This is a genomic window from Niallia alba (genome assembly GCF_012933555.1).
In the GTDB taxonomy this organism is placed as follows: Bacteria; Bacillota; Bacilli; order Bacillales; family Cytobacillaceae; genus Niallia; species Niallia alba.
On the sequence record NZ_JABBPK010000001.1, the window covers coordinates 3494172 to 3516530 of the forward strand.

The 22359-nt window shown below is 36.2% G+C and carries 23 protein-coding genes; 2 read left to right on the forward strand and 21 right to left on the reverse strand.

Annotated features, from left to right (window positions below; translation table 11 throughout):
• Nucleotides 1-12 precede the first annotated feature (12 nt).
• Together HHU08_RS16855 and HHU08_RS16860 are read right to left on the reverse strand one after the other, a co-directional pair.
• Nucleotides 13-2637: a DUF2309 domain-containing protein gene (locus tag HHU08_RS16855; protein WP_169189705.1), complete on the reverse strand. Its 2625-nt coding sequence runs from the start codon at nt 2635-2637 to the stop codon at nt 13-15.
• 16 nt (nt 2638-2653) lie between these two features.
• Nucleotides 2654-4174 (reverse strand): NADH dehydrogenase subunit 5, encoded by a 1521-nt coding sequence (locus HHU08_RS16860; protein WP_169188911.1) that lies wholly within the window; start codon nt 4172-4174, stop codon nt 2654-2656.
• Between the two features lie 588 nt (nt 4175-4762).
• Between HHU08_RS16860 and HHU08_RS16865 the strand changes: the two genes are divergently transcribed.
• Nucleotides 4763-4948, forward strand: a complete 186-nt coding sequence (locus HHU08_RS16865; RefSeq protein WP_095328408.1) for a hypothetical protein — start codon at nt 4763-4765, stop codon at nt 4946-4948.
• Between the two features lie 22 nt (nt 4949-4970).
• On the opposite strand, the gene HHU08_RS16870 is transcribed toward HHU08_RS16865, so the two are convergent.
• The 5 genes from HHU08_RS16870 to HHU08_RS16890 all read right to left on the reverse strand — a co-directional run bounded on the left by HHU08_RS16870 (nt 4971) and on the right by HHU08_RS16890 (nt 8011).
• Nucleotides 4971-5567, reverse strand: coding sequence for a class I SAM-dependent DNA methyltransferase (locus HHU08_RS16870; RefSeq protein WP_095328407.1), 597 nt, complete (start codon nt 5565-5567; stop codon nt 4971-4973).
• Nucleotides 5568-5694: 127 nt separating this feature from the next.
• Nucleotides 5695-6450, reverse strand: a complete 756-nt coding sequence (locus HHU08_RS16875; RefSeq protein WP_095328406.1) for an isoprenyl transferase — start codon at nt 6448-6450, stop codon at nt 5695-5697.
• An 86-nt stretch (nt 6451-6536) separates the two neighbouring features.
• A complete protein-coding gene (locus HHU08_RS16880; RefSeq protein WP_095328405.1) occupies nt 6537-6755 on the reverse strand; it encodes a helix-turn-helix domain-containing protein in 219 nt (72 codons plus the stop codon).
• A gap of 10 nt (nt 6756-6765) precedes the next feature.
• Nucleotides 6766-7242: a DUF2975 domain-containing protein gene (locus HHU08_RS16885; protein WP_095328404.1), complete on the reverse strand. Its 477-nt coding sequence runs from the start codon at nt 7240-7242 to the stop codon at nt 6766-6768.
• 253 nt (nt 7243-7495) lie between these two features.
• Nucleotides 7496-8011, reverse strand: a complete 516-nt coding sequence (locus HHU08_RS16890; protein WP_171509583.1) for a GNAT family N-acetyltransferase — start codon at nt 8009-8011, stop codon at nt 7496-7498.
• 184 nt (nt 8012-8195) lie between these two features.
• On the opposite strand from HHU08_RS16890, the gene HHU08_RS16895 reads away from it, so the two are divergent.
• Nucleotides 8196-8432 (forward strand): hypothetical protein, encoded by a 237-nt coding sequence (locus HHU08_RS16895; RefSeq protein WP_169188912.1) that lies wholly within the window; start codon nt 8196-8198, stop codon nt 8430-8432.
• Nucleotides 8433-8509: 77 nt separating this feature from the next.
• On the opposite strand, the gene HHU08_RS16900 is transcribed toward HHU08_RS16895, so the two are convergent.
• The 14 genes from HHU08_RS16900 to HHU08_RS16965 form a co-directional block, all read right to left on the reverse strand.
• On the reverse strand, nt 8510-8671 hold the full coding sequence (locus HHU08_RS16900; RefSeq protein WP_164463627.1) for a hypothetical protein: 162 nt from the start codon (nt 8669-8671) through the stop codon (nt 8510-8512).
• A gap of 12 nt (nt 8672-8683) precedes the next feature.
• The gene (locus HHU08_RS16905; protein ID WP_095328401.1) at nt 8684-9073 is read right to left on the reverse strand and encodes a VOC family protein; all 390 of its coding nucleotides are present in this window, start codon (nt 9071-9073) and stop codon (nt 8684-8686) included.
• Between the two features lie 335 nt (nt 9074-9408).
• A complete protein-coding gene (locus HHU08_RS16910) occupies nt 9409-10524 on the reverse strand; it encodes an IS4 family transposase (protein WP_169187985.1) in 1116 nt (371 codons plus the stop codon).
• 334 nt (nt 10525-10858) lie between these two features.
• Complete coding sequence (locus HHU08_RS16915) at nt 10859-11179, reverse strand: HesB/IscA family protein (protein ID WP_095328400.1); 321 nt, start codon at nt 11177-11179, stop codon at nt 10859-10861.
• Between the two features lie 260 nt (nt 11180-11439).
• A complete protein-coding gene (gene lpdA / locus HHU08_RS16920; RefSeq protein ID WP_169188913.1) occupies nt 11440-12840 on the reverse strand; it encodes a dihydrolipoyl dehydrogenase in 1401 nt (466 codons plus the stop codon).
• 253 nt (nt 12841-13093) lie between these two features.
• Nucleotides 13094-14344 carry a dihydrolipoamide acetyltransferase family protein gene (locus HHU08_RS16925; protein ID WP_169188914.1) on the reverse strand — a complete coding sequence of 417 codons (1251 nt, stop codon included), beginning with the start codon at nt 14342-14344 and terminating at the stop codon, nt 13094-13096.
• Between the two features lie 14 nt (nt 14345-14358).
• Complete coding sequence (locus tag HHU08_RS16930) at nt 14359-15390, reverse strand: alpha-ketoacid dehydrogenase subunit beta (protein ID WP_169188915.1); 1032 nt, start codon at nt 15388-15390, stop codon at nt 14359-14361.
• A gap of 23 nt (nt 15391-15413) precedes the next feature.
• The gene (locus tag HHU08_RS16935) at nt 15414-16379 is read right to left on the reverse strand and encodes a thiamine pyrophosphate-dependent dehydrogenase E1 component subunit alpha (protein WP_169188916.1); all 966 of its coding nucleotides are present in this window, start codon (nt 16377-16379) and stop codon (nt 15414-15416) included.
• Between the two features lie 348 nt (nt 16380-16727).
• Nucleotides 16728-18482 carry a sigma-54-dependent Fis family transcriptional regulator gene (locus HHU08_RS16940; protein WP_169188917.1) on the reverse strand — a complete coding sequence of 585 codons (1755 nt, stop codon included), beginning with the start codon at nt 18480-18482 and terminating at the stop codon, nt 16728-16730.
• A gap of 409 nt (nt 18483-18891) precedes the next feature.
• Nucleotides 18892-19497 carry an ABC-2 transporter permease gene (locus HHU08_RS16945; protein WP_025908694.1) on the reverse strand — a complete coding sequence of 202 codons (606 nt, stop codon included), beginning with the start codon at nt 19495-19497 and terminating at the stop codon, nt 18892-18894.
• Nucleotides 19490-20356: an ABC transporter ATP-binding protein gene (locus tag HHU08_RS16950; protein WP_047940230.1), complete on the reverse strand. Its 867-nt coding sequence runs from the start codon at nt 20354-20356 to the stop codon at nt 19490-19492. The genes HHU08_RS16945 and HHU08_RS16950 overlap by 8 nt, the downstream gene beginning before the upstream one ends.
• 5 nt (nt 20357-20361) lie before the next feature.
• Complete coding sequence (locus tag HHU08_RS16955) at nt 20362-20733, reverse strand: GntR family transcriptional regulator (RefSeq protein WP_047940229.1); 372 nt, start codon at nt 20731-20733, stop codon at nt 20362-20364.
• 200 nt (nt 20734-20933) lie between these two features.
• Entirely contained in the window at nt 20934-21698 is a 765-nt protein-coding gene (istB, locus tag HHU08_RS16960; RefSeq protein ID WP_025909801.1) for an IS21-like element helper ATPase IstB, read from the reverse strand.
• Nucleotides 21699-21700: 2 nt separating this feature from the next.
• Nucleotides 21701-22120, reverse strand: coding sequence for a hypothetical protein (locus tag HHU08_RS16965; RefSeq protein WP_205835636.1), 420 nt, complete (start codon nt 22118-22120; stop codon nt 21701-21703).
• Nucleotides 22121-22359 lie beyond the last annotated feature (239 nt).

Genomic DNA, 22359 nt, shown 5'->3' on the forward strand with positions numbered 1-22359 from the left:
TCGAACCCTCCTTTACCAATTCTCCCAATCGCCTTCTGGGCTAACACTTGCTAAGCGAACCCAGCCATTTTGGACTTTTTCTTGAAACGCAGCATTAGTTTGCAATAATCGCTCTACATAATTTTTTGGTGCCTGAATTATAATCAGTAAGCGAAGTGGTGAATGAAATGCAGCTTCATCTGATTGCATAACAGATTGCCACGGTAAGCCCGTTAATAAGTCACTCGCATTCCCCTGCATAACACCAAGACCTGCTGTTACGGTTTGTGTTGCCTTATTGCCACTTCCATAATAATGTGGAGCTACTGTTGATGCGTAATATTCTAGATTTATCCATTGAGTAACCGTTCCTGGACCTGAAATAATATTATCTAAGATTTCTCCGCTTTCATCCTTCTGCCAATTATAGTTATGAAGAAAGACTCTTCCTTCCAAGTCACAGCCATTTGTTAAATCACGTTGACCAATTATAAAAGCTGCATTCCCAGCTAAGCCCCATTCGGGACGGATCACACTCCAATCCTCTGCCAAGCAATAGGCCTCAGACTGAGAATTTTTGCGTTGGGATGGGAAATGCGGTATTTTAGCTAAACGCTCTGTATTTGCCTGTTTGCTTACTTTTGGCAAAATGGCTTTAATCCGACGAAAAGCCTCTTGTGCTGATTTGGAAAGCTCTGGAACATAAATCCAGTCTAATTCATCAACGGTTGTATTATGCTCAGCAGCTGCGAAAACCGTTTCCTTAGGAATGTCTATTCCTTCTAAAGACAATGCTCTTCTTACTTCAGGCAGGTTGCACAAAGTTGCTAAGACTCGCGCGTTGAATCCACCTGAAGCCCCGCCACAGGCACCACAATCAAGAGAAGATGCATAAGGGTTATTAGTACTGTGGCTTCCATGTCCACATATAACAACTAACGGGCTGAAATTCTCTGTTATCCCCATCATTTTTAATGCTTGGCGGGCATAATTAACTTTCTCTTCCTCGGTAAACCCAATTGGTATCCCGTTCTCTGTTTGATGAACATGATTAAGAACCAGTTTTGTATTTGGTTTACGTACCCAATTTTTGCGTAGATTATGAATGAAGCGATCGACACTTTTTGGGACAAAACTGCGTGCTGCCATTTGGAGACTTAGCCAAGGACCACTTAATTCTGGTAATAGTAAGTTTGCAAGTAAATTCTGTTTCATCGATTTGAAAGTATCGCTAAAGGAATGAACGGTCTGCTGACGTTGTTGAAAGGCTTTAAGTTCATTCTCATCCGTACTCTCCATGATTTTATGCAATGGCTTTTGCATAATTGGCAAGGATGGGTGACTGTGTTCGCTTCCTAATTTATTCGTAGCTATCGGTACTCCAAAGAAACCAGCCATTCCTATTGTTTCAAATGGTCCCTCTTTTTCAAGCTGACGGCGAAATGGCTCGGAGCGAACATCTATACAGAATACAAATTGTGCTAATGTTGTTGCCTTATCGTTTGTACTGAATTGTTTCGCCCTAATTTTTTGACTTAATTGTTCAGCATGTGTTTGCTCCCAAGCTTCCAGCCAGAGTTTTCTGCAAAGCTTCTCATCAAATTTTGCTGCGAATAACAAGTATTCTTGTTGTTGTGCACTAGACAACTGAGACCATTCCTCTAATGACAGACTCCCCCAATGAATCAAAGCTGCTAAAAGACCATCTATGGACTGATTATTTTCGTAGCTTTTCGGAATAAAAGGAAGCTGCGGATTGATAAGCACCCATTCTAAGGAAATTCTTACTGCTAAATATTCGGTTAGCAGGTTATTTTCCTCACTCGATTGTTTAGAACGCCAGAGCATCATTCCTGCCCATCCAGGCAAAGATAGTAAATGTGCTTCAAGATATTTCTGTTTTTCTGGTTCAGGAATAGAAAGAGCATTTAATCCTTTATTCAAGGCTATTTCTGCCTCTTCTGGCCACTTTTTTAAACTTTCACGTTGTTTTTTTGTAAGGGCAGGATCATAACAAATCAGCCGGCGCCAAGAACGATAAAAACCTTCCTCTCGATGTGGCATTGTCCAGGCAGCCTGCGACTCATCAAGATATAATTTACACCACTTAATAACATGGTAATCGAGTATATTGATTAATCTTTCCTTATCTTTACTTTGTAGATGTGAACTGATTGGCTGCACAGACGAATAATGGGCAAAATCTGTATGATGCTTCCTATATTCTTCTGCTTTTTTCTTTAATTCATGAGATGTGAGCAAGCTGGATGGAATGGGTTCCAAATTTAATGCCGCATGGCAAAAACGCTCTGCCACATCTTGTGGGATATTAAAGGGATTTGATGCAAGCCATTGTTTAAGACCTTGTTTAACAAATACCTCTTTAATCTCTCCCTTTTTTTTCGCTGAAAGGATCATAGAGGCACTAGGATAAATATCAACATCACGAGTCTGTTTTAACCAATCTGCCACTTGATCAAAGGTTTGTTTTTCAAGTCCCATCCACGGATGACGGGCTGCGAACATAGAAATTGGCCAAAGCGGCGCAATTACTTTGCTGGCAGCTTCAATGTAACTACTAATATCGCTTTCTACAAAATTATCTGGTATATTTTTTTTATTTGAACTAGCTTTTGTTAATACAGATGTAATACTCATCACACATTACCTCCTTTTATGGTAATTGTTGTTTTAGATAGCTCGGATGACTTTCTACTGCTTTTGGCTTTGCTTCTCCTAATCGCACTAACCAAAGATATAGGACAGTAAAGAAGATGGACGAACGATTTCTAGCAGCGATCGCCCCTATTACAGTGCCAACTAATAAAAGACAACCAACGATAAGAACAACAGCTAATGGCGGCTGCGAACCTTGGAAAACAGCAGTCTGTAATATGTCATAGAAAAAATGATGAATAAAAGAATAAATAGCAGCGGTTCCTCCTACAAAAATTAAACCAGCAATCCGGCCAATGCTCCCTTCTCCAAAAGCAACAAGTTGCCGCCAAGAAATAGAAATAGACCAAACTAAAATTAACGCACTAATTATTTGATAGCCTTCTCTTGGTGCTTGAAGCCAAAAAACTAGCCCCACAGCAAAACTTAAAATCCACCCTGCTATCGTCCATAAAAAAGCGGGCTGTGTTTTTCTGTAACTAGACTCTTCCTTTCGTCGCACTGCTGAACCCGACTGTAAAAATAGCGTCGCTTTGAATAAACCATGTAGAATAAGGTGGATAATGGCAGCAACATAGGCACCTAAGGCACACTGAATGAGCATGAAACCCATTTGTCCAATCGTCGAGCCAACTAACTGACGTTTATAGTCAACTTGTACTAAACTAATTCCTGTACCAACCAAGACAGATATCCCGGCAAATATTAGTAATAAAATAGTGGAAGCTAAATCGCCATTAAATAGTGGAGAAAAACGAGTAAGCATGATTCCACCTGCATTGACAATTCCTGCATGCATTATCGCTGAAACAGGTGTTGGTGCCACAACAGAATCTACTAACCATCTTTGGAAAGGCCATTGGGCTGCTGGAATGATAACCGCTAGGACAATCAATAAATTAATTCCAGTTCTTTCCCATGCCGAAATTCCAGCTAGATTTTCAATCGATAGTGCGGTTGATAATTGCCAAGAATCAGTACTGTGAGATAACCAAACTGCTGCCAATAACAAGGACACCCAACCGATTAAAAAATGATAACCAGATAATTTAGAAGCCTCAGTAGCTACTTTCCAGCCATTATTTAATCTTATAAGTAAGGTTAATCCTGCTAGCGTTACTCCCCAGAATAGAACCAACCATCGCAGATCTCCACTTAGCCAAGCAATGGAAGCGGCAGTTGTGGTAAAAGTGAAAAGGGTAAAATACTTACGATAAAATCGATCTCCCATTAAATAGCGGATTGAAAAACGTTGAACAATTAAACCAATGACAAGAACAAAAAAAGTCATCAGCCAAGCCAAGGAATCCATATGAAAAGGACCTGCATTTTCTGCTCCATTCGGATTCGCAAGCGCGATTAAAGCGAACAAAGGCGGTAAAGACACAATCCAGATATGAATCCTTACATAGCTTAATGGCACTTTTTGATGCAAAAATAATAGTCCACTCAGCATCGAAACAATAATCATCATAAAAAACACTAACAGTAATGATGGCATACTGTGCAAAAGAAACATTTTAAAAACTCCTTTAACTAACTTACTTCAAAAAACCTTTCATTTTTCCAATAAAAAAGCCGACAATCTTTTAAATTCACCATGATCTGCAAATCATGAGAACTCAAAAAATTGTCGGCTTCTCTTCAACTAATTACATCGAATTGTTTGAAGAGCTACCTCTATTTGGTTTTATATTTTCATTTAATTAATAAAAGACATTCGTACAATAATTTAGGATACTTATTTATCAAATCACTTTTCCTTACTTTATTAAGTTACTTTTTCATTCAGTCAATATCATTATTAAAAGAATGCTAAAGTCTTAATTTTTAAGCGAAAATTAACTTATAACTAAGTATGAAACTAACTATAAGATATGTCAAATTTTTATATTTGTCAATAAGAAAGCCTAATCTGCGAAGAAAAATCAAATTAATTCATGGGAAAGGAGAGAAGGTAATTCATCCGATCATGCTAAAACTTGATTCACATTCGGATACGACTTCTTTTTTATCTTCTACCAACTAAATAACACTTAACACTTTCATTCATTAGTAAATTGGTACATAATTAGTATAGTCTATCATACTCGAAGGGATCGGTATCATGCTCCGAATCGAACTTATTTGTAACGAAATCAAACGTTTAATGGCTGATTATTATAAATGTGAAGATGCACAACTTAAAAAGCAAATACATAGTGATATTAAACTTTTAAGCAACGTTCTCTACCTTAGTGATCTGCCAGACGAATATCACGAAGCAGAACAGGAAAAGAGAGAAACTATTTAGCCGATGCTTCCACATCTGAAACTCACTTTATACTGCTGGAAATAAACAAAGAAGCATCTTGATTCATAAAAATACGATTACCTTGATAAAATGTTTTCCTTTTTGATGAACGAAAACCTACTTCCGACAATATTTCATTTAATTCTTCCTCTGTAAAACCGTTATGCACTTTTGGATGGTTTATTTTATCATTTTTTTCAAAGTCGATGATAATTAATTTGCCATCCTGATTTAAAATTTGGAATAACGCTTGTAAAATCTTCTTAGTATTTGGGATATGAAGAAGAACTAATGACATTAAAATAACGTCTGCCTTATGTTTCGGAGTGTCTTGCGTAAAATCAGAATATAGGATATCTGCATTCATAATTCCTCTATTAGCTATTTTTGCTTGGGCAACCTCCAGCATCTGTTCGGATGAATCTACTAACAAAATCGAAGCTACCAAATCCGATAATTCTAAACTAACGAGACCAGTTCCGCTCCCATAGTCCATTAAAGATAGAGATGTACTGTTTTCAAGTTCTCTTCTTACTTCCTTCACAATCACATTAGCTAATTCTCTTCTATCTTCTGTATCATATCTTTTGGCCAGCTGTTCAAAAACATTCGTTTCCATTTTCCAGTCTCCCTACTTTATCGATTATTCATTATATCAATATAACAAAGTATTATTTGAGGTTGCACTTTTTATATAATTCCCAATAGCATAATCGTTATTTATTACCACAATATATTCCTTCCACCTATAATCCACCATAGCGTCTTTTTCGTTTACAGAAATCTTCCAACGCATATAGAAATTCCTTCTCCGAAAAATCTGGCCATAATACATCAGTAAACCAAAATTCTGTGTACGCCAGCTGCCATAGGAGGAAATTACTTATTCGCTTTTCTCCACCTGTTCGAATAAGGAGGTCTGGTTCCTTCATACCAGCTGTATATAGATAGTCTGAAAACTTCTGTTCATCCAATTCCTGTAGCGAAAATTCATCATTGTTAATATCCAAAAATATCTCTTTCATCGCATGTAAAATCTCTTGTCTGCTTCCATAGTTAAGCGCAAAATTCAGCAAAAGTCCGTCATTATCACGCGTACGTTCGATTGCGTCCTCAACAGCTTCACGGGTATGAGCTGGAAGCTTTTCGATATCTCCTATTAATTCTATGCGAACATTACTAGCTATCAGATCTGGTAGATATATAGATAGAAACTCTTTAGGAAGCCTCAATATGAACTCAACCTCTGTCTTTGGTCGTTTCCAATTTTCTGTAGAAAATGTATATAGCGTAAGAACCTTTACCTTCCATTTAACGGCGGTCTTTACAATTTTCACTACAGTTGATATCCCTTCTTTATGACCAGCAATTCTAGGCATTCCTCTTTTCTTTGCCCAGCGTCCGTTTCCATCCATAATGATGGCAACATGTTCCGGTATCGTTTCGTTCAGAAAAAGGTCGGATACTGCTGCTTGTTTCTTGCTGAAAAAAGGTAGTTTCATTCCTTTCCCTCCTTCCGAAATGTTTTTAATTTCTCTATGTTAGAAAATACGTCACAATACTTTTCAAATAGCCTTTGCAATTTTACTTATTCATTTTCTTGGCTCTTACGATATTCTAAAATATCTCCTGGTTGACATTCTAGAGCTTTGCATATCCCCTCTAGTGTTGAAAGTCGAATAGCCTTTGCTTTTCCATTTTTTAAAATAGATAGATTCGCCATTGTGATTCCAACCTTCTCTGAAAGTTCAGTTACACTCATTTTCCTTTTTGCTAACATCACATCAATATTAATTACAATTGCCATTTCATTCACCTCAGACTGTTAACTCATTTTCTGATTTTATATCAATCGCTTGTTGTAAAAGCTTTTGAAGAACAGCTGCAAAAACCGCAATTACAATGGAAGCAAAAATCGGAATCATTCCAAATAGGATAAGACCTGGAGCATCGTCTGTCTGAGCTAAGAGAAAAATAAAAGGCGTCATTAGAACGTATAAGATACTAATGCTGATTGCATCTTTCTTTATATGGCTTAATGCCTTAACAGACATCTCAGAGAATGCTTCATTCCTATCAATATTCCCCAAAAGTCTAAAAGCCTGATAAAGTGCCATATAAAATGGGATTGCAGATAGATAGATTCCCAATACAAGCGGATATAGTATATGTGCATAATCTGGATTTACTGGGTTTTTAGCCAAGCCATACATTCCCCATAATCCTAAAGCAAGAACTGGAATTCCAATAAGAACAACAGCAACCCTTAAAAAAAGGGTAGTTCCTCTTTTCATAAAAAAACACCTCTTCTATTTATTATCTTATTGAAATTTACCACATGTTTTATCGTTTTACAATAAATTTTTATTCATTTTTATACTTTTTTTATTGATAAACAGGTTGAACATATATTTATAAAGGTATATATACTCCTAAATACGATTCGGTTCTTTTTAATAAAAGTGTTCCTATCAAAAAACAGTCCAATCAATTACTAAATGGACTGCAATGTAGTTTGCTAAATTTTTTATTCGGTTATATATAACTTTACCTAATTTCAATCCAATACCGCTGAACAATCTCCTTCCCATCTGTGGAAATTACTTCATTCTCTAACACTCCCCCAACTTTTTGAATCGTTTTAGCAGAAGCGGTATTTTCTTTATCGCAGGTTACTAGCACTTTATTTAAACCAAGCTTTTTTGCTTCTAGTAAACTAAGTCGCAGTTGTTCTGTCGCATACCCTTTCCTTCGTTTGGCTGGATGGATACTATAGCCAACATGCCCACTCTCCATCAATAGTTCTGGTGTTAATCGATGGCGGATATTAATAAGTCCCATTAATTCCCCATTCTTTATGCTTAAAAATTGAGTGGCAGGAACCCGATTAGGTGGGAGGTTTTCACCTTTTTCCTGGCTGTTTACTTTATTAAGCCATTCATGAAAATCTGTATAATTTTGCAAAGAGCTTCCACCATATGGCTGTTCTTCTATTTGTAAAAAAGCTGATCTATATTCCATTAATTGTTTGCTATATTTCTTTGATGGTCTTACTAATTCCATTAAAATCCCCCGCCTCCATGCTATTTCCTTTTACTGATTGAGAAGAATCAGATTTCTTAGTCACTGTTATCAGAAGATAATACAGAAAAATTTCCAATTAAAAGGAAATAACGATATAATTAAGTCATAATAATCCATACAAGTTTGAAGTAATGACAAAAAGATAAAATAGGAACGAAAAGTGGTGAGGACAATAAAAACACATGAAACACAGAAGAATGACGCTGATTTCTCAAATGACGATGAAATTTTTGTACCTAAAGAATTTGCTCATTTGCAAAAAGCAACAGGCGACCAAATAGGAGTTACAAACTATAACATTAACTCTTTTCCAAAGTTTGTAAAAATATCGGCCTATTTATTTGTTGGATTATTATGTTTATTTGTTTTAACATCTATCATAGTGATCTTTGCTTTTTAAATAGAAAGAAATAGGGATAAATTAATTCACCCTATTTCTTTCTATTTAATGTACAGATTACTGATGGGCAATACATTTTAAAATGACTTTATAAACACATTCAAAAACATAATAAGTAGAAAGAGCAAACTAAAAACAATTGCAATCTTTTCCGTAATATTATCTTTTTTATTATCTTCATTTTGTAATTCTCTATATTTAGCTTGTATTTTTCTTTGTTTCCCATTATCTATTTTCATGGCATTTTGTCCTTATAAATCTTTCTGATCCACATTCAGTTCAATCAAATTACCATCTGGGTCTGCACAGAATATTTGGGCAAATCCGCTTATTCCATAAGGCTTTTCTAAAAATTCCACGTTATGCTTCTTTAACCAACTACGCGTATCATAATAATTTTCAACTCGGAGAGCAAAGTGCCCTTCCCGACTGTTTATCGATTTATCTTTGCGAATTGTCTGGGAATTTGGATAGACAATTAAATGAAGTTGCTGATCCTGTATTTGGTACCAGGCACCAGGAAAATCAAAATTAGGGCGGGGAAGTTCTTTTAGGCATAATATTTTCTCATAAAAGTGTTTAGCCTTTTTTAAATCGGTTACAGTAAGACTTACATGATGAAGGGATTCGTATTTAATCAAGCGATTCACTTCCTTTTTATTATTATAAAACGAAATGATGGTTCATTCTTATCTAATGCTTTGTTCATAAATAATTCCATTTATAATGGTATATCAACTTAAAAAGTACTGCGACACTATTCCTCTAAATAAGTATATACCGAAAAGAATAAAAGTTAGAATAGAAATTACTAAATTATTTTAACTCACTAGTGTTGCATAAATAGTGTCATAATTTTCAGTTTACTCACCTTCCCTGTTTAGAGGCAAAAAAGTAAATACCCAATCAAAGGTGGCCCCATCCATTTGGAAATTTATTTACAATTAGACTTTTGCAACGACGACAATTTGCATATTTAAGGGATGGCTTTTCCTTCAATCTTTCGAAGCCAAACATTCGCTGGTTTCCACAATGCAGCCCTTAGATAACGGCTAATCTGTAAGGTTTTTCGCTTGCTTCTGGTCTCGATTTGCACGAGAACATGTAGGCAAAAAACAATTAGTGCGATAAATACTTGATTTTGAATCGCCCATTCGCTTTGACCGTAGAACTTTTTGATGCTGAGATGTTGTTTGATCCATTTAAAAAACAGCTCAATTGCCCACCGTGATTTATACATTTCTGAAATTTCTTCGGCGCTTAAATCAAAACGATTTGTAATTAAATGAAGTTCATTTCCTTTTGAGTCCATCACTTTTAGAAGCCGAAAGTAATTTTCAGCACGGTTTTGAGTCGTACCTATCAACACCATTTGGTCTGATAAAACAGCTGTATCCTTGGGTAGCTTAAAATCGTAAACGTTCCGTATGACTGCATTTTTGCGTAGCCGTGAAAGAAAGAAGTAGCCATCATCAGTCATGCGATCAAAGCGCTCGTAGTCTAGATAACCACGGTCAAACACATACATGCATTCCTTGTCATCCACCATGATTTCAAGCTGACCACGGTCATGTTCTTTTGCCGTTGTCATAACGGCCTTTTCAGGATAGGATATACCCTTTTCCATAAACACAAGGCGCAAATGTAACTTTACACCTGCTTTTGTTTTGCGGAATTTAGCCCATTTATGATTGGTCAAATTAAGTGGCAATGTGCTTGAATCAATGATTTTTAACGGCATCACGAGTTTCGTGTAATGCGTTTTGGCATGAATTTGTGACACTAAATCAAGGAAAAGCCTTTGAAATAGATCAGGGTTTATGCCGTTTAACCGCCGTGACAACTGAGAAATACTAATAGAATCAAGGTCTATCCCTTTTTGAAGCTGGTCATCGAAAAGACAATCACCCAGCGCATGCAGACTTTCAATTTCTTGTAGCTGCGCAAAAAGTAGTAATTTTAGAAATGACTCTGTCGTTAATTTTTTCGTATAGTAATCTAATTTCATCGTTTTCACGTTTTCTTCAAATAATTGAAGATTTATAGGTGAAAACCATTGTCCAAATGAAGTTTTTCGTGTAATCTTGTCCATGTGATGGTCCTTTTTTAGTGGATTTGGACGGGTTACCACCTGACTAATCCATTATAAAGGACTTTTTCTTTGCGCAAAATAATAATATTGAACATTTTGAGTATTTTTAATAGTGAATTTAAATTAATGCAACACTAGTGATTTTAACTATATAAATTTAATGTTCAACACATTAAAACAATAGAATAATGATTCCTAACGATAGCATCAAGAAATACATAACCATTAACTAATCCCCCACTTTATATCCTTATATGAAAATAGAGAGGTATAGTTTCATCGCGCTAAACAAAAAAGATCAGACCCAATGTGAGGACCTGATCGGTTTTCAACCTTATTTCGCTTTTTGCTTTACTTCCAAATGGAAAGAATAAATTTCACTTGGTCCAATTAAACGAAAGCCTTTTCCCTGCACATAGTCGAACTTTAAATCTTCATTAATATGCTTAATCGTTAATGGATCTAAATAAATCGTTAAACCATTATCCTCAAATGCCTTATCCTCTTCTTGTGGAAAATCAACCGCTAAATCAAAATTGTAAACATAGCTGCAGCCGCCACTAAAAATGGTACTTAATCGATAAACTGCACCCTCAGGAACTTCATAGCTACGGAATTTCTCAACAGCTGCATCGGTGATTGTAACCTTCATCATGCCATCTCCTGCCTTTGTAACATTCTTATATATATAAGAATGGAAATAAACTTACTTTCAGCTTAACGGATGACATGGTTTCTTGCAAAAATTCTGCTTTCAGTAGCTAGAAAGAGTGGAAACCATTGTTTTAATGTTACTTTTCTTTTTTTCACAATCCGCAAACGATATGATACCTGTGCAGACACTATTCTGCACAGGTTAATGGCTAATTACGATCGATATTATCTACACAAATCGTACAAATTAGCCAATTGTCATTACATATGAAGTGATAGACCATCTACTGCCAAAGCAGCTTCTCCTAATACTTCTGATAAGGTTGGATGGGCATGAACGGTATGGGCAATTTCCCAAGGAGTTGCTTCGAGCATTTGACCTAATGCAGCTTCGCCAATTAAATCTGTAGCATGTGGCCCAATAATCGTTATCCCAAGAATGTCATCTGTATTCTTATCGGCAATTATCTTGGTAAACCCCTCTTTCTCTCCATGAACAAGTGCTTTTCCAATTGCTTGGAACGGAAAATATCCAACTTTGACTTCATATCCTCTTTCTTTAGCTGTTGCTTCAGATATCCCTACACTTGCAATTTCCGGTGCGGTATAAATACAACGGGGTATTTGTTCATACGGAATCAAATATGTTTCTTCCCCGACAATTGTATCCACTGCGAGAATACCCTCATGCATGGCAACATGGGCTAATTGAAGTGTTGGGATACAATCTCCAATTGCAAATATTTTATGATCATGTGTACGACAATTTTCATCTACAACGATTGCGCCTTTTTCCAGTTTAATTGCGGTATTTTCTAAACCAATTCCCTCCACTACAGGACTTCTTCCAACGGAGACAAGCAGTTTTTCTGCGGAAAAGATGTCTTTTTTTCCATTTACTTCGGCGCTAATTTGCACCCCTTTTTCTGTTAATCTACAACTCTTTGCATCAACTAAAGCATTGGTTACAATCTGTACTTTTTTCTTTGTATAAATTTTTTGTAATTCTTGTGAAATGTCCTCATCTTCTGTCGGGACAATTCGCGGACTATATTCTAAAACTGTAACTTTTACACCGAAATCATTAAGTAAAGAGGCCCATTCCATGCCAATAACCCCTCCACCAATAATGATGATGCTTTTAGGTAATTCTTTAAGTGACAGCGCCCCATCTGATGAAAGAACTTGCTTTTCATCTAATGTTAGGCCTGGCAAGGATCTTGGTTTGGAACCTGTCGCAATAATTGTATTTTTTGCTTCAATACTTGTTTCTTTTCCTGCTCGATCAGTGATTTTTAAAATGGAATTAGAGTGAAAGAAACCGGTCCCTTCATAGACATCAATTTTCCCTTTCGCCATCAATCCTTTTATTCCAGCTTCTAATTGGCGCACAATCATTTCTTTTCTTTTTTGTGCTTTTGGAAAATTCACCGCTATATTTCCACTTACTTCTACCCCAAAGCTTGCAGCATTTTTAAATGTAGTAAATACTTCTGCTGTACGCAATAATGCTTTACTTGGAATACAGCCACGGTGAAGACAAGTTCCACCGAGCTTATCCTTTTCTATTACTGCAACTGTCTTTCCTTTTTGAGAGGCACGTATTGCTGCTACATACCCTCCCGTACCTCCACCTAGGACTACGACATCATATTTTTTCATTCTTGATTCCCTTCCTTCTACAGAGAGGCAACAGAAAAATGGTGAGCTATTGCCGACAATTAGTATCCATGCTTCGAACCAAAGCAATCATATTGAATTTGTCTTTTAAGTTAGCAGCACGATCACAGAGAAAAATCGCACTGCTCCGCTTCTTAAATTTTCTCAAACACTCAATAATTATTGCTTCCTAACAGGTATAGAGCTGCAATCATTTTTCATTTGCGTGCCTATCTACTTTTTACACTCTTTTTATCTATAACACTAGTAAATATGGATGTTCTAGATAATAAACAACTCGGTTCAAGAAATCTCCTGCTGGTGCTCCATCAAGCACTTGGTGATCAAACGTTAAGCTTAAAGGTAATTTTTTCACTGTTTTTACTGTTCCATTTTCTAGTTTTAATTCGTCGATAAATGTTCCTACACCAAGAATTCCTGTTTCAGGGGTATTTAGGACTGGGGTAAAATATTCAATTCCCTGTTGGCCTAAATTAGAAATAGTAAAAGTTGATCCCGTTAGTTCATTTCCTGGTAATTGTCCATTTCTTGCTTTTTCCGTTACAGACGATATAGCTTTTGCTAATTCCCCGAGTGGAAGCCGTTCTGCATTTTTTACTACCGGGACGACTAATCCGGCATCTAAAGATGTGGCAATTCCTAAATGCACCTCATCAAATAAATATAATTTGTCATCAATTAAATGAGTATTCATAAAGGACTTATCACGCAAGCTTAATGTAACGGCTCTTGCAATAAGCACCGTTAAAGTTAATCGGACATCAAGTTCACTTTCCATTACTTGTTTCTTAATATCCTTTTGAAAATCTAGCAGGGCATTAATTTCTGCTTTTCGATGCAATGTTAATTGTGCAGTTGTAAACAGGCTTTGCTGCATTCGTTTTGCAATGGTTTGACGCATAACAGATAACTTTTCGCTTTTTACGCCTGTTGTTTGTACATCTGGTTGTACAATAGTTTTAGTTTCTTGCTCCACTTTTGGTTTTGTTGGTACTTTTTCTTCTCCACGCTTGTCAGCAAATGCTTGAATATCTCTTCGCGTGATTCGATTATTTGGTCCTGTTCCTTTAACATTTTGTGTATCCACTCGCAGTTGTTGGGCAAGTTTTCTTGCAGCAGGAGATATCCGAATTCGCTTATTTGTATCTTTCCCTTTTACTTCCGCCTCTTGTCGCGCCGGCGCATTCTCCTCTAATGCTGCATCTTTTCCTTCCCTAACATCTTGACTACTTTCACTTTCCGCTTCCTTTTCATTACCTATTATTCCAATTGGCTTTCCAACTTCTACTTCATTATCGACTTCTTCAATGATTGTAAGAAGTACTCCATCTGTTGGCGCCTCTACTTCACTTGTTAGTTTTTCTGAGCTAATAACAGCCACACCTTCTCCTTCCGAGACGGATTCTCCAGGCTGTTTTAACCACTCCACAATGGTTCCTTCTTTCATGGTCATTCCTAATTTCGGCATCACAATAGCAGTTGACATATTTTCACCTCCACTTATCGAGCTAAAGTTAATTCATTAATTAATTCGTATGCCGTATTGATAACTTTTTCTGCGTTTGGTATATATAATTGCTCTAAATTAGTTGCAAATGGAACTGGAGTATGTGGGGCCGTTATTGTTTTAATTGGAGCATCTAAATAATCAAACCCTTTATTAGCGACAAGTGCTGCGATATCGGCTGCTACACTACAGCGTGGATTTGCTTCATCTACAATAATTAGCCTTCCTGTTTTTTCGACAGACTCCAAAATTGGTTCTTCTTCAAGTGGAGATAATGAACGAGGATCGATTACTTCCACTTCCACTCCTTTACTTGCTAAAATATCTGCTGCTTCCATCGCAACATGGACCATTTTTCCAATTGCCACAATGGTAAGATCACTACCTGCTCTCTTCACTTCTGCTTTTCCAAGCGGAATGGTATAGTATCCCTCCGGCACTTCCCCTTTCATGCTATACAGGGTTTTATCTTCAAAGAATACAACTAAATCATCGTCTTCAATTGCTGAAAGTAATAAACCTTTTGCATCATATGGATTAGATGGCACAACTACCTTCAAACCTGGAATAGCGGTAAACATACCATATAAAGTCTGGGAATGCTGTGCGGCCGCACTTGCACCGGCGCCATGGTTTGTACGAATAGTTAAAGGCACTCTTGCTTTTCCACCAAACATATAACGCATTTTCGCTCCCTGATTAAGCACTTCATCTAAACAGCTTCCAATAAAGTCGTTAAACATTAATTCTGAAATCGGACGTAAACCAGTAACTGCTGATGCTACAGCTGCTCCCATATATCCAGCTTCTGCAATCGGCATATCGATAACTCTTTTACGGCCATATTTATTTGCTAATCCCTTGGTAACACCAAAAACACCGCCCCATGCTTCTTCGTCTTGTAAGTGGTCAACAGTTGCACCACCCGCAACATCTTCTCCAATTAAGATAACTTTATTATCTCTCTCCATAGCAATATCCATTGCTTCATTGATAGCTTGTGAAAATGTAATCTTTCTTCCCATTCTTCCTTCACCTCATTCTTTTATTATTTGTAGTTGACATACACATCTTCTAATAACATGGATGGGTCAGGCTGTTTACTATTTTTTGCAAATTCTACTGCATTGTCCACTGCCTTTTCCACTTCGTTCTCAATCTGTTCCACTTCTTTTTCCGTTAACAAGTCATTCGCAAAAGCATACGATTTAAAGATTTCGATACAGTCTTCATCTACTGGCCACTTCTCACGATCTGTTTCCGATTTATACTTTTGGGCATCTCCTTCAAAGTGACCATAATTTCGATACGTAACCGCTTCAATAAGAGTAGGACCTTCTCCATTTCTAGCTCGTTCCACTGCATCTTTAGCAGCATTATAAACAGCTACTAAGTCTTTTCCATCAACTCTTACTCCTGGAATACTATAGCCAGGTGCACGATCAATAATTTGTTTACAGGAAGTAGAATAATGATATGGAGTGGCTTCCCCGAAACCGTTATTTTCTACTACAAAAACAACAGGCAGCTTTAAGATAGAAGCGATGTTAATTGCTTCATGAAATGTTCCATGATTATTGGAACCATCTCCAGAAAAGCAGACAGTTACGTTGTCTGTTCCCTCTACATAAGCTGTTAAAGCCGCACCAGCTGCAAGCGGAAATCCTCCACCGACAATGCCATTAGCCCCTAACATGCCAACGTCAAGGTCAGCAATATGCATAGAACCTCCTTTGCCTTTGCATATCCCTGTTTCTTTTCCAAAAATCTCTGCCATCATACTATTTAAGTCACAGCCTTTAGCCAGACAATGACCATGACCTCTATGTGTACTCGTTATATAATCTTTATTCGTTAAATGTGCACATACACCTACAGCAATCGCTTCTTCTCCTGCATATAAGTGAACAAAACCTGGGATTGCCCCAGTTGAAAAGATCTTATGAACTTGATCTTCAAACTTCCTAATTTCATTCATTTTCGTATAGGCCCAATAAGCAGTTTCTTTCTTCATTTTCTTTCCTCCATTCTATATTCCAGTATTAACACACTTCGATGATACAACATATTTTCTATTTTCGAAAGCGCTTAAAACGCTGATAAATCAACATTTCTAACCTTTGTTATCGATTGAAACGAGACAGATTTTCTCATTATTTCTCACTTTTCTCACCATCATTTTATTAAAAAATACGCATACTTTCTTAAGCAATAATTTCTTTGAAGAAAACTATTTATTATTAAACGAAAAAAAGATTGGAGAATGTGCAAGACCACCATTTCGGTTGTCTTATTTATTCTCCAATCATATAAATTTGTCTCATTTTTGTCTCACTATCTTCCAAACTGAGAATGTGAACATTTATAAAAAATTTTTTATTTGATATTTTTTTATTTTTCTATAAAGAGTCGCACGAGACATATTTAGTTCTTTTGTTGCTTCTGACACATTTCCATGGTGTTTTTTTAATGCGTTTGTAATTGCCTGAATTTCAAATTTAGTCTTCGGATCCTTTCTATGGTATGATTTTTGCATATGTTTTTCTGCGATCCTTACTTGCTCATACAACTGTTCTTCAGTTGGCGCATCCTCTTTATATAAAATTCTGCATCGATCTAGAGTATTATATAATTCTCGCACATTTCCATACCATTGTCCCTTTGAAAATAGTAATTTCCAATTTATTCTCCACTCTGGATGCCAATTGTTCTTGTCACAATAGTAATCAATCAGAGCAATTATATCTTCGTTTCGTTCACGCAAAGGACTAAGATAAATGGGATAGGCATAAATATAATAGAATAAATCTTGATCTATTATCCCTTGCTCCACTAGATCACGGATATCTTTCGTGGAAGATGTGATAAAACGATAGGATTTGTGATGTTGTCTTTCCTTTTCCTGTAAGATGGTTAAAAGCATTTGCTGGGAGGGAATCGAAAGTTCTCCAATCTCTTCCAAAAAAATCGTTGCTTCCTCGACCACTTGATGCCTTTTCTTAGTCAAACGCTGCAGATCTGTAGAAAGAAACCTTTGAAGAATATCCTTAGTAAGCATCGAACAGTGTAATTTATAAAAAGGGGCCGTTGATATTGGGCTATTTTCATGAATACAACTAGCAAGAAACTTTTTGCCAACACCAGTTTCTCCTACTAAATGTACCGTAGTATCCGTGGGTGCGACATTTTTAATAGATTCCAGGACTTGTTTGTAACTTTTGCTTAAACCTCTACTTCCATTCCAAACAAAGCCTGTTTCCGCACGGAGAGGTATTCGATATCCAATGAGTCGATGGTGGTGCATAATCGGAATATGTACGGCAGATACTGCACCAGTCTCTTGCGCGAATCGACTTAATGAACTGCCAATCCAATTTTGATATTTTTGCTGAAGATTTTTTGGAAGGGCACAAATGTATTTATCAATGGTACAAACAATGTATTGTCCACTGCTTTGGAAAGTTGTTCGCAGCAAAAACTCCATATCCTCGTGCATCTTTTTTTTCCAATCTAGTGAAATGGAATCAGCAATAAGCTTAACACATGCTAACACATATGGCTGGTTAATAGATTGATAGAGACTAGATACATTCAAAACTCCTATCATTTCTTTATGCTGGTTAAAAATTGGCGCGGCAGAACAATTCCATTGTTGAGATGCTTTCGAAAAATGTTCATACCCTCTAACCATCATGGGTTTTTTATATCTTGCCGCGAGACCAATTGCATTAGTTCCCACTTCTATTTCTCCCCATTTTGCTCCTTCTTTAAATCGGATCGTTTCTGCTGCAATGCTAATAGAATTTTCCCCTTCTTTATATAATATGTACCCATCTTTATCTGTTAAAATAATGACAAAACGCCAGCCTCGTAAAAATTTTTGTAAACGCTTAACATTTTGCTTAGCTAAAGTAATTAATAATTCATTTTCTGCCAATCTTTCTTCGAATTCCTCTGGGGTCAAGATACAATCAGTTATGCCATCATGTGGGTTTAAGCCTTTTTGCCGGCAAAGATGCCAAGATTCTTCAATCTCTGGAATTAAATTTGCTGGTTCTAAAGATCCTTCTTGAATAAATCGTGTCCACACTTCCTTTGTATCTACTTTACCAGTCATTAGTATCCCCCTTATTCTCGTTATTACATCGAATCTTTATTTGTATTATAACAGGAGTACTTTTTTAGTAAAAGGTTTCCGTTCTTACTCTTTGTAACTTATTTACATTAAAAAAAGGATTTGTTACCAAAAAATATTCTTATTTTAAGAATGATCTTTGGGCCAATTGTTATTAAAACGTAATTTCCTTTCAAGCTTCTAATCCACAAGTTTTGGAACCTTGCAGAACATCAGCATGTATGTATAGAGCAATCTATATTGAAAAAAAGAGAGAAATTTCCCATCAATGGAGACTTTCGTTTCCCCCACTGATGGATAACTTCTCTTTCACTTACTGGTGGCTTCTCCAGTTTTTCAGTCTGTTATAGTGATGTACCTACATCTTTTGTTGGCAGTGAAGAATTTTATATTAAAACACTTTTCGCTGGTAAATCACTGTCGCAACTCCCCATGAGGCTAAATAGACAACAAGAATAAAAATGGTCGCTCCTGTATATAAAGTTGGAAGGGATAAATTGATAATAAAATCTGTTATACTGGTTAAATGTTCCGCTAGAAAGGTAACGACTCTAGGCCCTATGGCTGATAAAACAAGAAAACTGATAATAACAACTGTTGTAATATAGCCAGGCTTAAGCATATAGAACAATGGAAAGGTGAAAGCAGCAAACAGCAAGAAAAAACCACTCCCAACGGCAATATCTGTAAGTGTAAATGGTTTATTAAAAAGAAACAAGGCTGCACTTGTCAGTAGAATAGACGCTAACATATACACAACTGCTCCAATATAGCGTGATGCAATGATTTCCTTTCGTGTATAAGGTAAGGAATTTAATAATATATTTGTCTCTGCTTTTTCATCATATGCATATGCATTAAACGGGATAAAAATACTAGCGACGAGAAAAATGAAAACAGAGTCTATATTCATCACAATAAAAAATACGATAAAAGGGATAAATACTAAGAGTTGCCTTTTCTGAAGGATTGCATCACGTCTTATTAAATTAAACATATTGCATTCCTCCTTTTGTGTAGTACATAATATCTTCTAATGTCGCATGTTCGATCACAACACTATCACCAAATACCTGATCCACTTCTTTTCGATTATCTGTTAATGCCACAAACCCCGTCGGACCACGATTTAGATGAACAAAGCTTTTTTCTGTGTCTCTATCCAGTAAATCTAGTCCTCCCTTAACAACTGCATAGTTCTCTGCGATATCTAGTATTGATTGATTAAAAATCAATTCTCCTCTTTGTATGAAGGCAATATAATCGGCAATACGATCTAAATCAGTTGTAATATGAGTGGAGAAAAACAAAGTTCGATTACCATCGACCATTAACTCTTGTAACAGATTCAACAGTTCTCTCCTAAAGATAGGATCCAAGCCTGCTGTAGGTTCGTCCATAATGATTAATTCGGCATGATGGGATAAAGCTATTGCTAAAGATGCTTTCATCTGCATTCCTTTTGAAAAAGTCTTAATAGCCTTTTTTTGTGGTAACTCAAATTTTTCTACATAATGATAAAATAATTTATCATCCCATTGTTTGTATGCAGGTCCCACAATGCGTTTTATATCGATTAAGTTCAGCCCTTCAAAAAATACATTACCATCATATACAAAGCCAATCCGTTCCTTTATTGCCTTTTCATGTGTTTGATAATCCAACCCAAAGAGTTTCACTTGGCCAGCATCTGGTTTTAATAAATTCATCATCATCTTAATTGTAGTTGATTTCCCAGCTCCATTTTCGCCAATAAAACCCGTTATAAAGCCTTTTTTCACTTCTAAATTTATATTATTAACAGAAAAACCCTTGAATTTCTTCGTGGCATTCCTTAACTCCACCACATTTTCCATCCTTCTCACTCCTCATACAAAATATTGAATAACTGCAGTAAATCCTCATATGGCAAGCCGATTTCTTTACTATTGGCAATAACAGCACTTAGCTGTTCTTCAATAACCTTTAATTTCTTCTCTCTGATTACATCTAAATTCTGCTCGGCTACAAACGATCCTTTACCAACAATCGAGTAAATAAAACCAGCTTTCTCTAATTCTTCATATGCTCGTTTTGTTGTAATCACACTTATTTGCAAGTCTTTAGCTAAGTTGCGTATGGAAGGCAGCGCTGTTCCTTCCTTTAGTTCCCCTGCTAAGATAGACGATTTAATTTGATTGGTAATTTGTTCATAAATTGGCTCCTTTGAACTGTTCGAAATAATTATTTGCATGCTTATCCCTCTTTTTTTATCTTTCATACTTAGTATAATGTATATATACTATATATACATTATACACAAAATCACCTTATAGTGCAACCGCCATTTAGATTATTTATGTTATATGGCCACTTACTAAGAATTAACGAATTTTTAAACACCTACATTTAGGCTAATGTGACCGTCAAGTAGAATGAAACAATTTTTGCTCGTTATTTTGAAACACTTTGTTCCCCAAATATGGTAGAACGATGCTTCATACGATAACTATCTTCATTTAAATGAATGATTTCTACTCGATGAAGAATTCTATCTAGAATTGCTGTTGTTATAGCTTGATCACCCAATAATTCTCCCCATTCTTTTGGTGCCTTATTAGAGGTCAAGATAATGGAAGACTGATTATACAAGTCATTAATTAAATGAAAGAACATATTAGCTTCTTGTTGATCCATTGCCATAAACATTAAGTCATCTATTATGACTAAATCAGCCTCTCTAATTCTTTTCATTCTTGCCTTTGACTTTCGTGTGATTTCTTCTGTTTTCAGGTTATGAATTAAATCTCCCATTGATGTGAATATCGCTTTATACCCTTGGTTAATAGCCTCTATTCCTAGGCCTACGGCCAGGTGAGTTTTACCTACACCTGGTGGCCCTAATAAAATTAAATTGTACAGCTGTTCTATCCAAGTTAAATCTTTTAATCTATTTAGTTGTTTGTTGCTTAAAGACTTTTGTTCTTTTAAATTAAACTCCTCAAGTGTTTTGCTGAAAGGAAAAGTTGCCCACTTTAATCGGTTGTTTAGTTGCTTTTCTTCTCTTCGAGTTTGCTCATAAGAAGTGACATCTAACAGGAATTGAGTAAATGAAAGGTCTTTTTGCTCAGCTTCTCTGATCAAATGAGGGAGATGCTTGGCAGTTTCAACGAGTCTTAACCCTTTCATTATGTCTTGTAATTGTTGGATTTGGCTCATCGCTATTCAACCTCCATTAAAACCGTGTAAGTATCTACTTTTCTTTTGTATGCTTCTGTTTCTAAAACCCATTCTGATAGCCTGTTCAAAGTCTTAACTTCTTTCTTTTTATCAATAACTGTTCCATGTACCTGGCGCTGACGTTTCACATATGCAATGATATCGCCAAAATCAGTTGCACTGTATAATTTCCTTTTTAAACACTCTGCTAACGCTTTAGTCAGTACTTCGTTATCGATACCTTTTGTTTCGCGCAAGATGATTTGCAACTGGTCTTTAATGTAACGAGGATTTTTTTCCCTAACCTTCTCTAAATATTTAAAGGCTAGTTCCTTATCTTCAAATCTCTCAGCCACTGTATTAATGAATGCTCCAACACCTTTTGTACGATCCCTACTATGTTTTTTATCTTTTATTAACATCCCTTTCCCTTCGGGAATTGAATGTTTTGCAATAATTTCGCCAGTATCAGGTATATAAATAACTAATTCTTTAGTCTCCGTTTCCTTGATACATACTTTTTCATATTTGTTATAAGTTCCAAGTGGAAGAGAGTACCGATTAGATTGGTAACGGTATGAGTAAAATGTTTGTGGGAGAATAAATATCCTTTTTGTCTAGTTGGGGGACTCGTCCCCCAACTAGACAAAAAGGCCACCAA

What these genes read in the sequence shown, in the direction of transcription:
- HHU08_RS16910 (WP_169187985.1), bottom strand. Translation starts at nt 10,524, where the DNA reads ATGGACAAGATTACACGAAAAACTTCATTTGGACAATGGTTTTCACCT.
- HHU08_RS16935 (WP_169188916.1), bottom strand. Translation starts at nt 16,379, where the DNA reads ATGAAGAAAGAAACTGCTTATTGGGCCTATACGAAAATGAATGAAATT.
- HHU08_RS16875 (WP_095328406.1), bottom strand. Translation starts at nt 6,450, where the DNA reads ATGAAACTACCTTTTTTCAGCAAGAAACAAGCAGCAGTATCCGACCTT.
- HHU08_RS16880 (WP_095328405.1), bottom strand. Translation starts at nt 6,755, where the DNA reads ATGGCAATTGTAATTAATATTGATGTGATGTTAGCAAAAAGGAAAATG.
- HHU08_RS16865 (WP_095328408.1), top strand. Translation starts at nt 4,763, where the DNA reads ATGCTCCGAATCGAACTTATTTGTAACGAAATCAAACGTTTAATGGCT.
- lpdA (WP_169188913.1), bottom strand. Translation starts at nt 12,840, where the DNA reads ATGAAAAAATATGATGTCGTAGTCCTAGGTGGAGGTACGGGAGGGTAT.
- HHU08_RS16890 (WP_171509583.1), bottom strand. Translation starts at nt 8,011, where the DNA reads ATGGAATTAGTAAGACCATCAAAGAAATATAGCAAACAATTAATGGAA.
- HHU08_RS16930 (WP_169188915.1), bottom strand. Translation starts at nt 15,390, where the DNA reads ATGGGAAGAAAGATTACATTTTCACAAGCTATCAATGAAGCAATGGAT.
- HHU08_RS16945 (WP_025908694.1), bottom strand. Translation starts at nt 19,497, where the DNA reads ATGTTTAATTTAATAAGACGTGATGCAATCCTTCAGAAAAGGCAACTC.
- HHU08_RS16950 (WP_047940230.1), bottom strand. Translation starts at nt 20,356, where the DNA reads ATGGAAAATGTGGTGGAGTTAAGGAATGCCACGAAGAAATTCAAGGGT.
- HHU08_RS16965 (WP_205835636.1), bottom strand. Translation starts at nt 22,120, where the DNA reads ATGTTAATAAAAGATAAAAAACATAGTAGGGATCGTACAAAAGGTGTT.
- HHU08_RS16885 (WP_095328404.1), bottom strand. Translation starts at nt 7,242, where the DNA reads ATGAAAAGAGGAACTACCCTTTTTTTAAGGGTTGCTGTTGTTCTTATT.
- HHU08_RS16925 (WP_169188914.1), bottom strand. Translation starts at nt 14,344, where the DNA reads ATGTCAACTGCTATTGTGATGCCGAAATTAGGAATGACCATGAAAGAA.
- istB (WP_025909801.1), bottom strand. Translation starts at nt 21,698, where the DNA reads ATGAGCCAAATCCAACAATTACAAGACATAATGAAAGGGTTAAGACTC.
- HHU08_RS16870 (WP_095328407.1), bottom strand. Translation starts at nt 5,567, where the DNA reads ATGGAAACGAATGTTTTTGAACAGCTGGCCAAAAGATATGATACAGAA.
- HHU08_RS16915 (WP_095328400.1), bottom strand. Translation starts at nt 11,179, where the DNA reads ATGATGAAGGTTACAATCACCGATGCAGCTGTTGAGAAATTCCGTAGC.
- HHU08_RS16855 (WP_169189705.1), bottom strand. Translation starts at nt 2,637, where the DNA reads ATGAGTATTACATCTGTATTAACAAAAGCTAGTTCAAATAAAAAAAAT.
- HHU08_RS16900 (WP_164463627.1), bottom strand. Translation starts at nt 8,671, where the DNA reads ATGAAAATAGATAATGGGAAACAAAGAAAAATACAAGCTAAATATAGA.
- HHU08_RS16940 (WP_169188917.1), bottom strand. Translation starts at nt 18,482, where the DNA reads ATGACTGGTAAAGTAGATACAAAGGAAGTGTGGACACGATTTATTCAA.
- HHU08_RS16955 (WP_047940229.1), bottom strand. Translation starts at nt 20,733, where the DNA reads ATGCAAATAATTATTTCGAACAGTTCAAAGGAGCCAATTTATGAACAA.
- HHU08_RS16860 (WP_169188911.1), bottom strand. Translation starts at nt 4,174, where the DNA reads ATGTTTCTTTTGCACAGTATGCCATCATTACTGTTAGTGTTTTTTATG.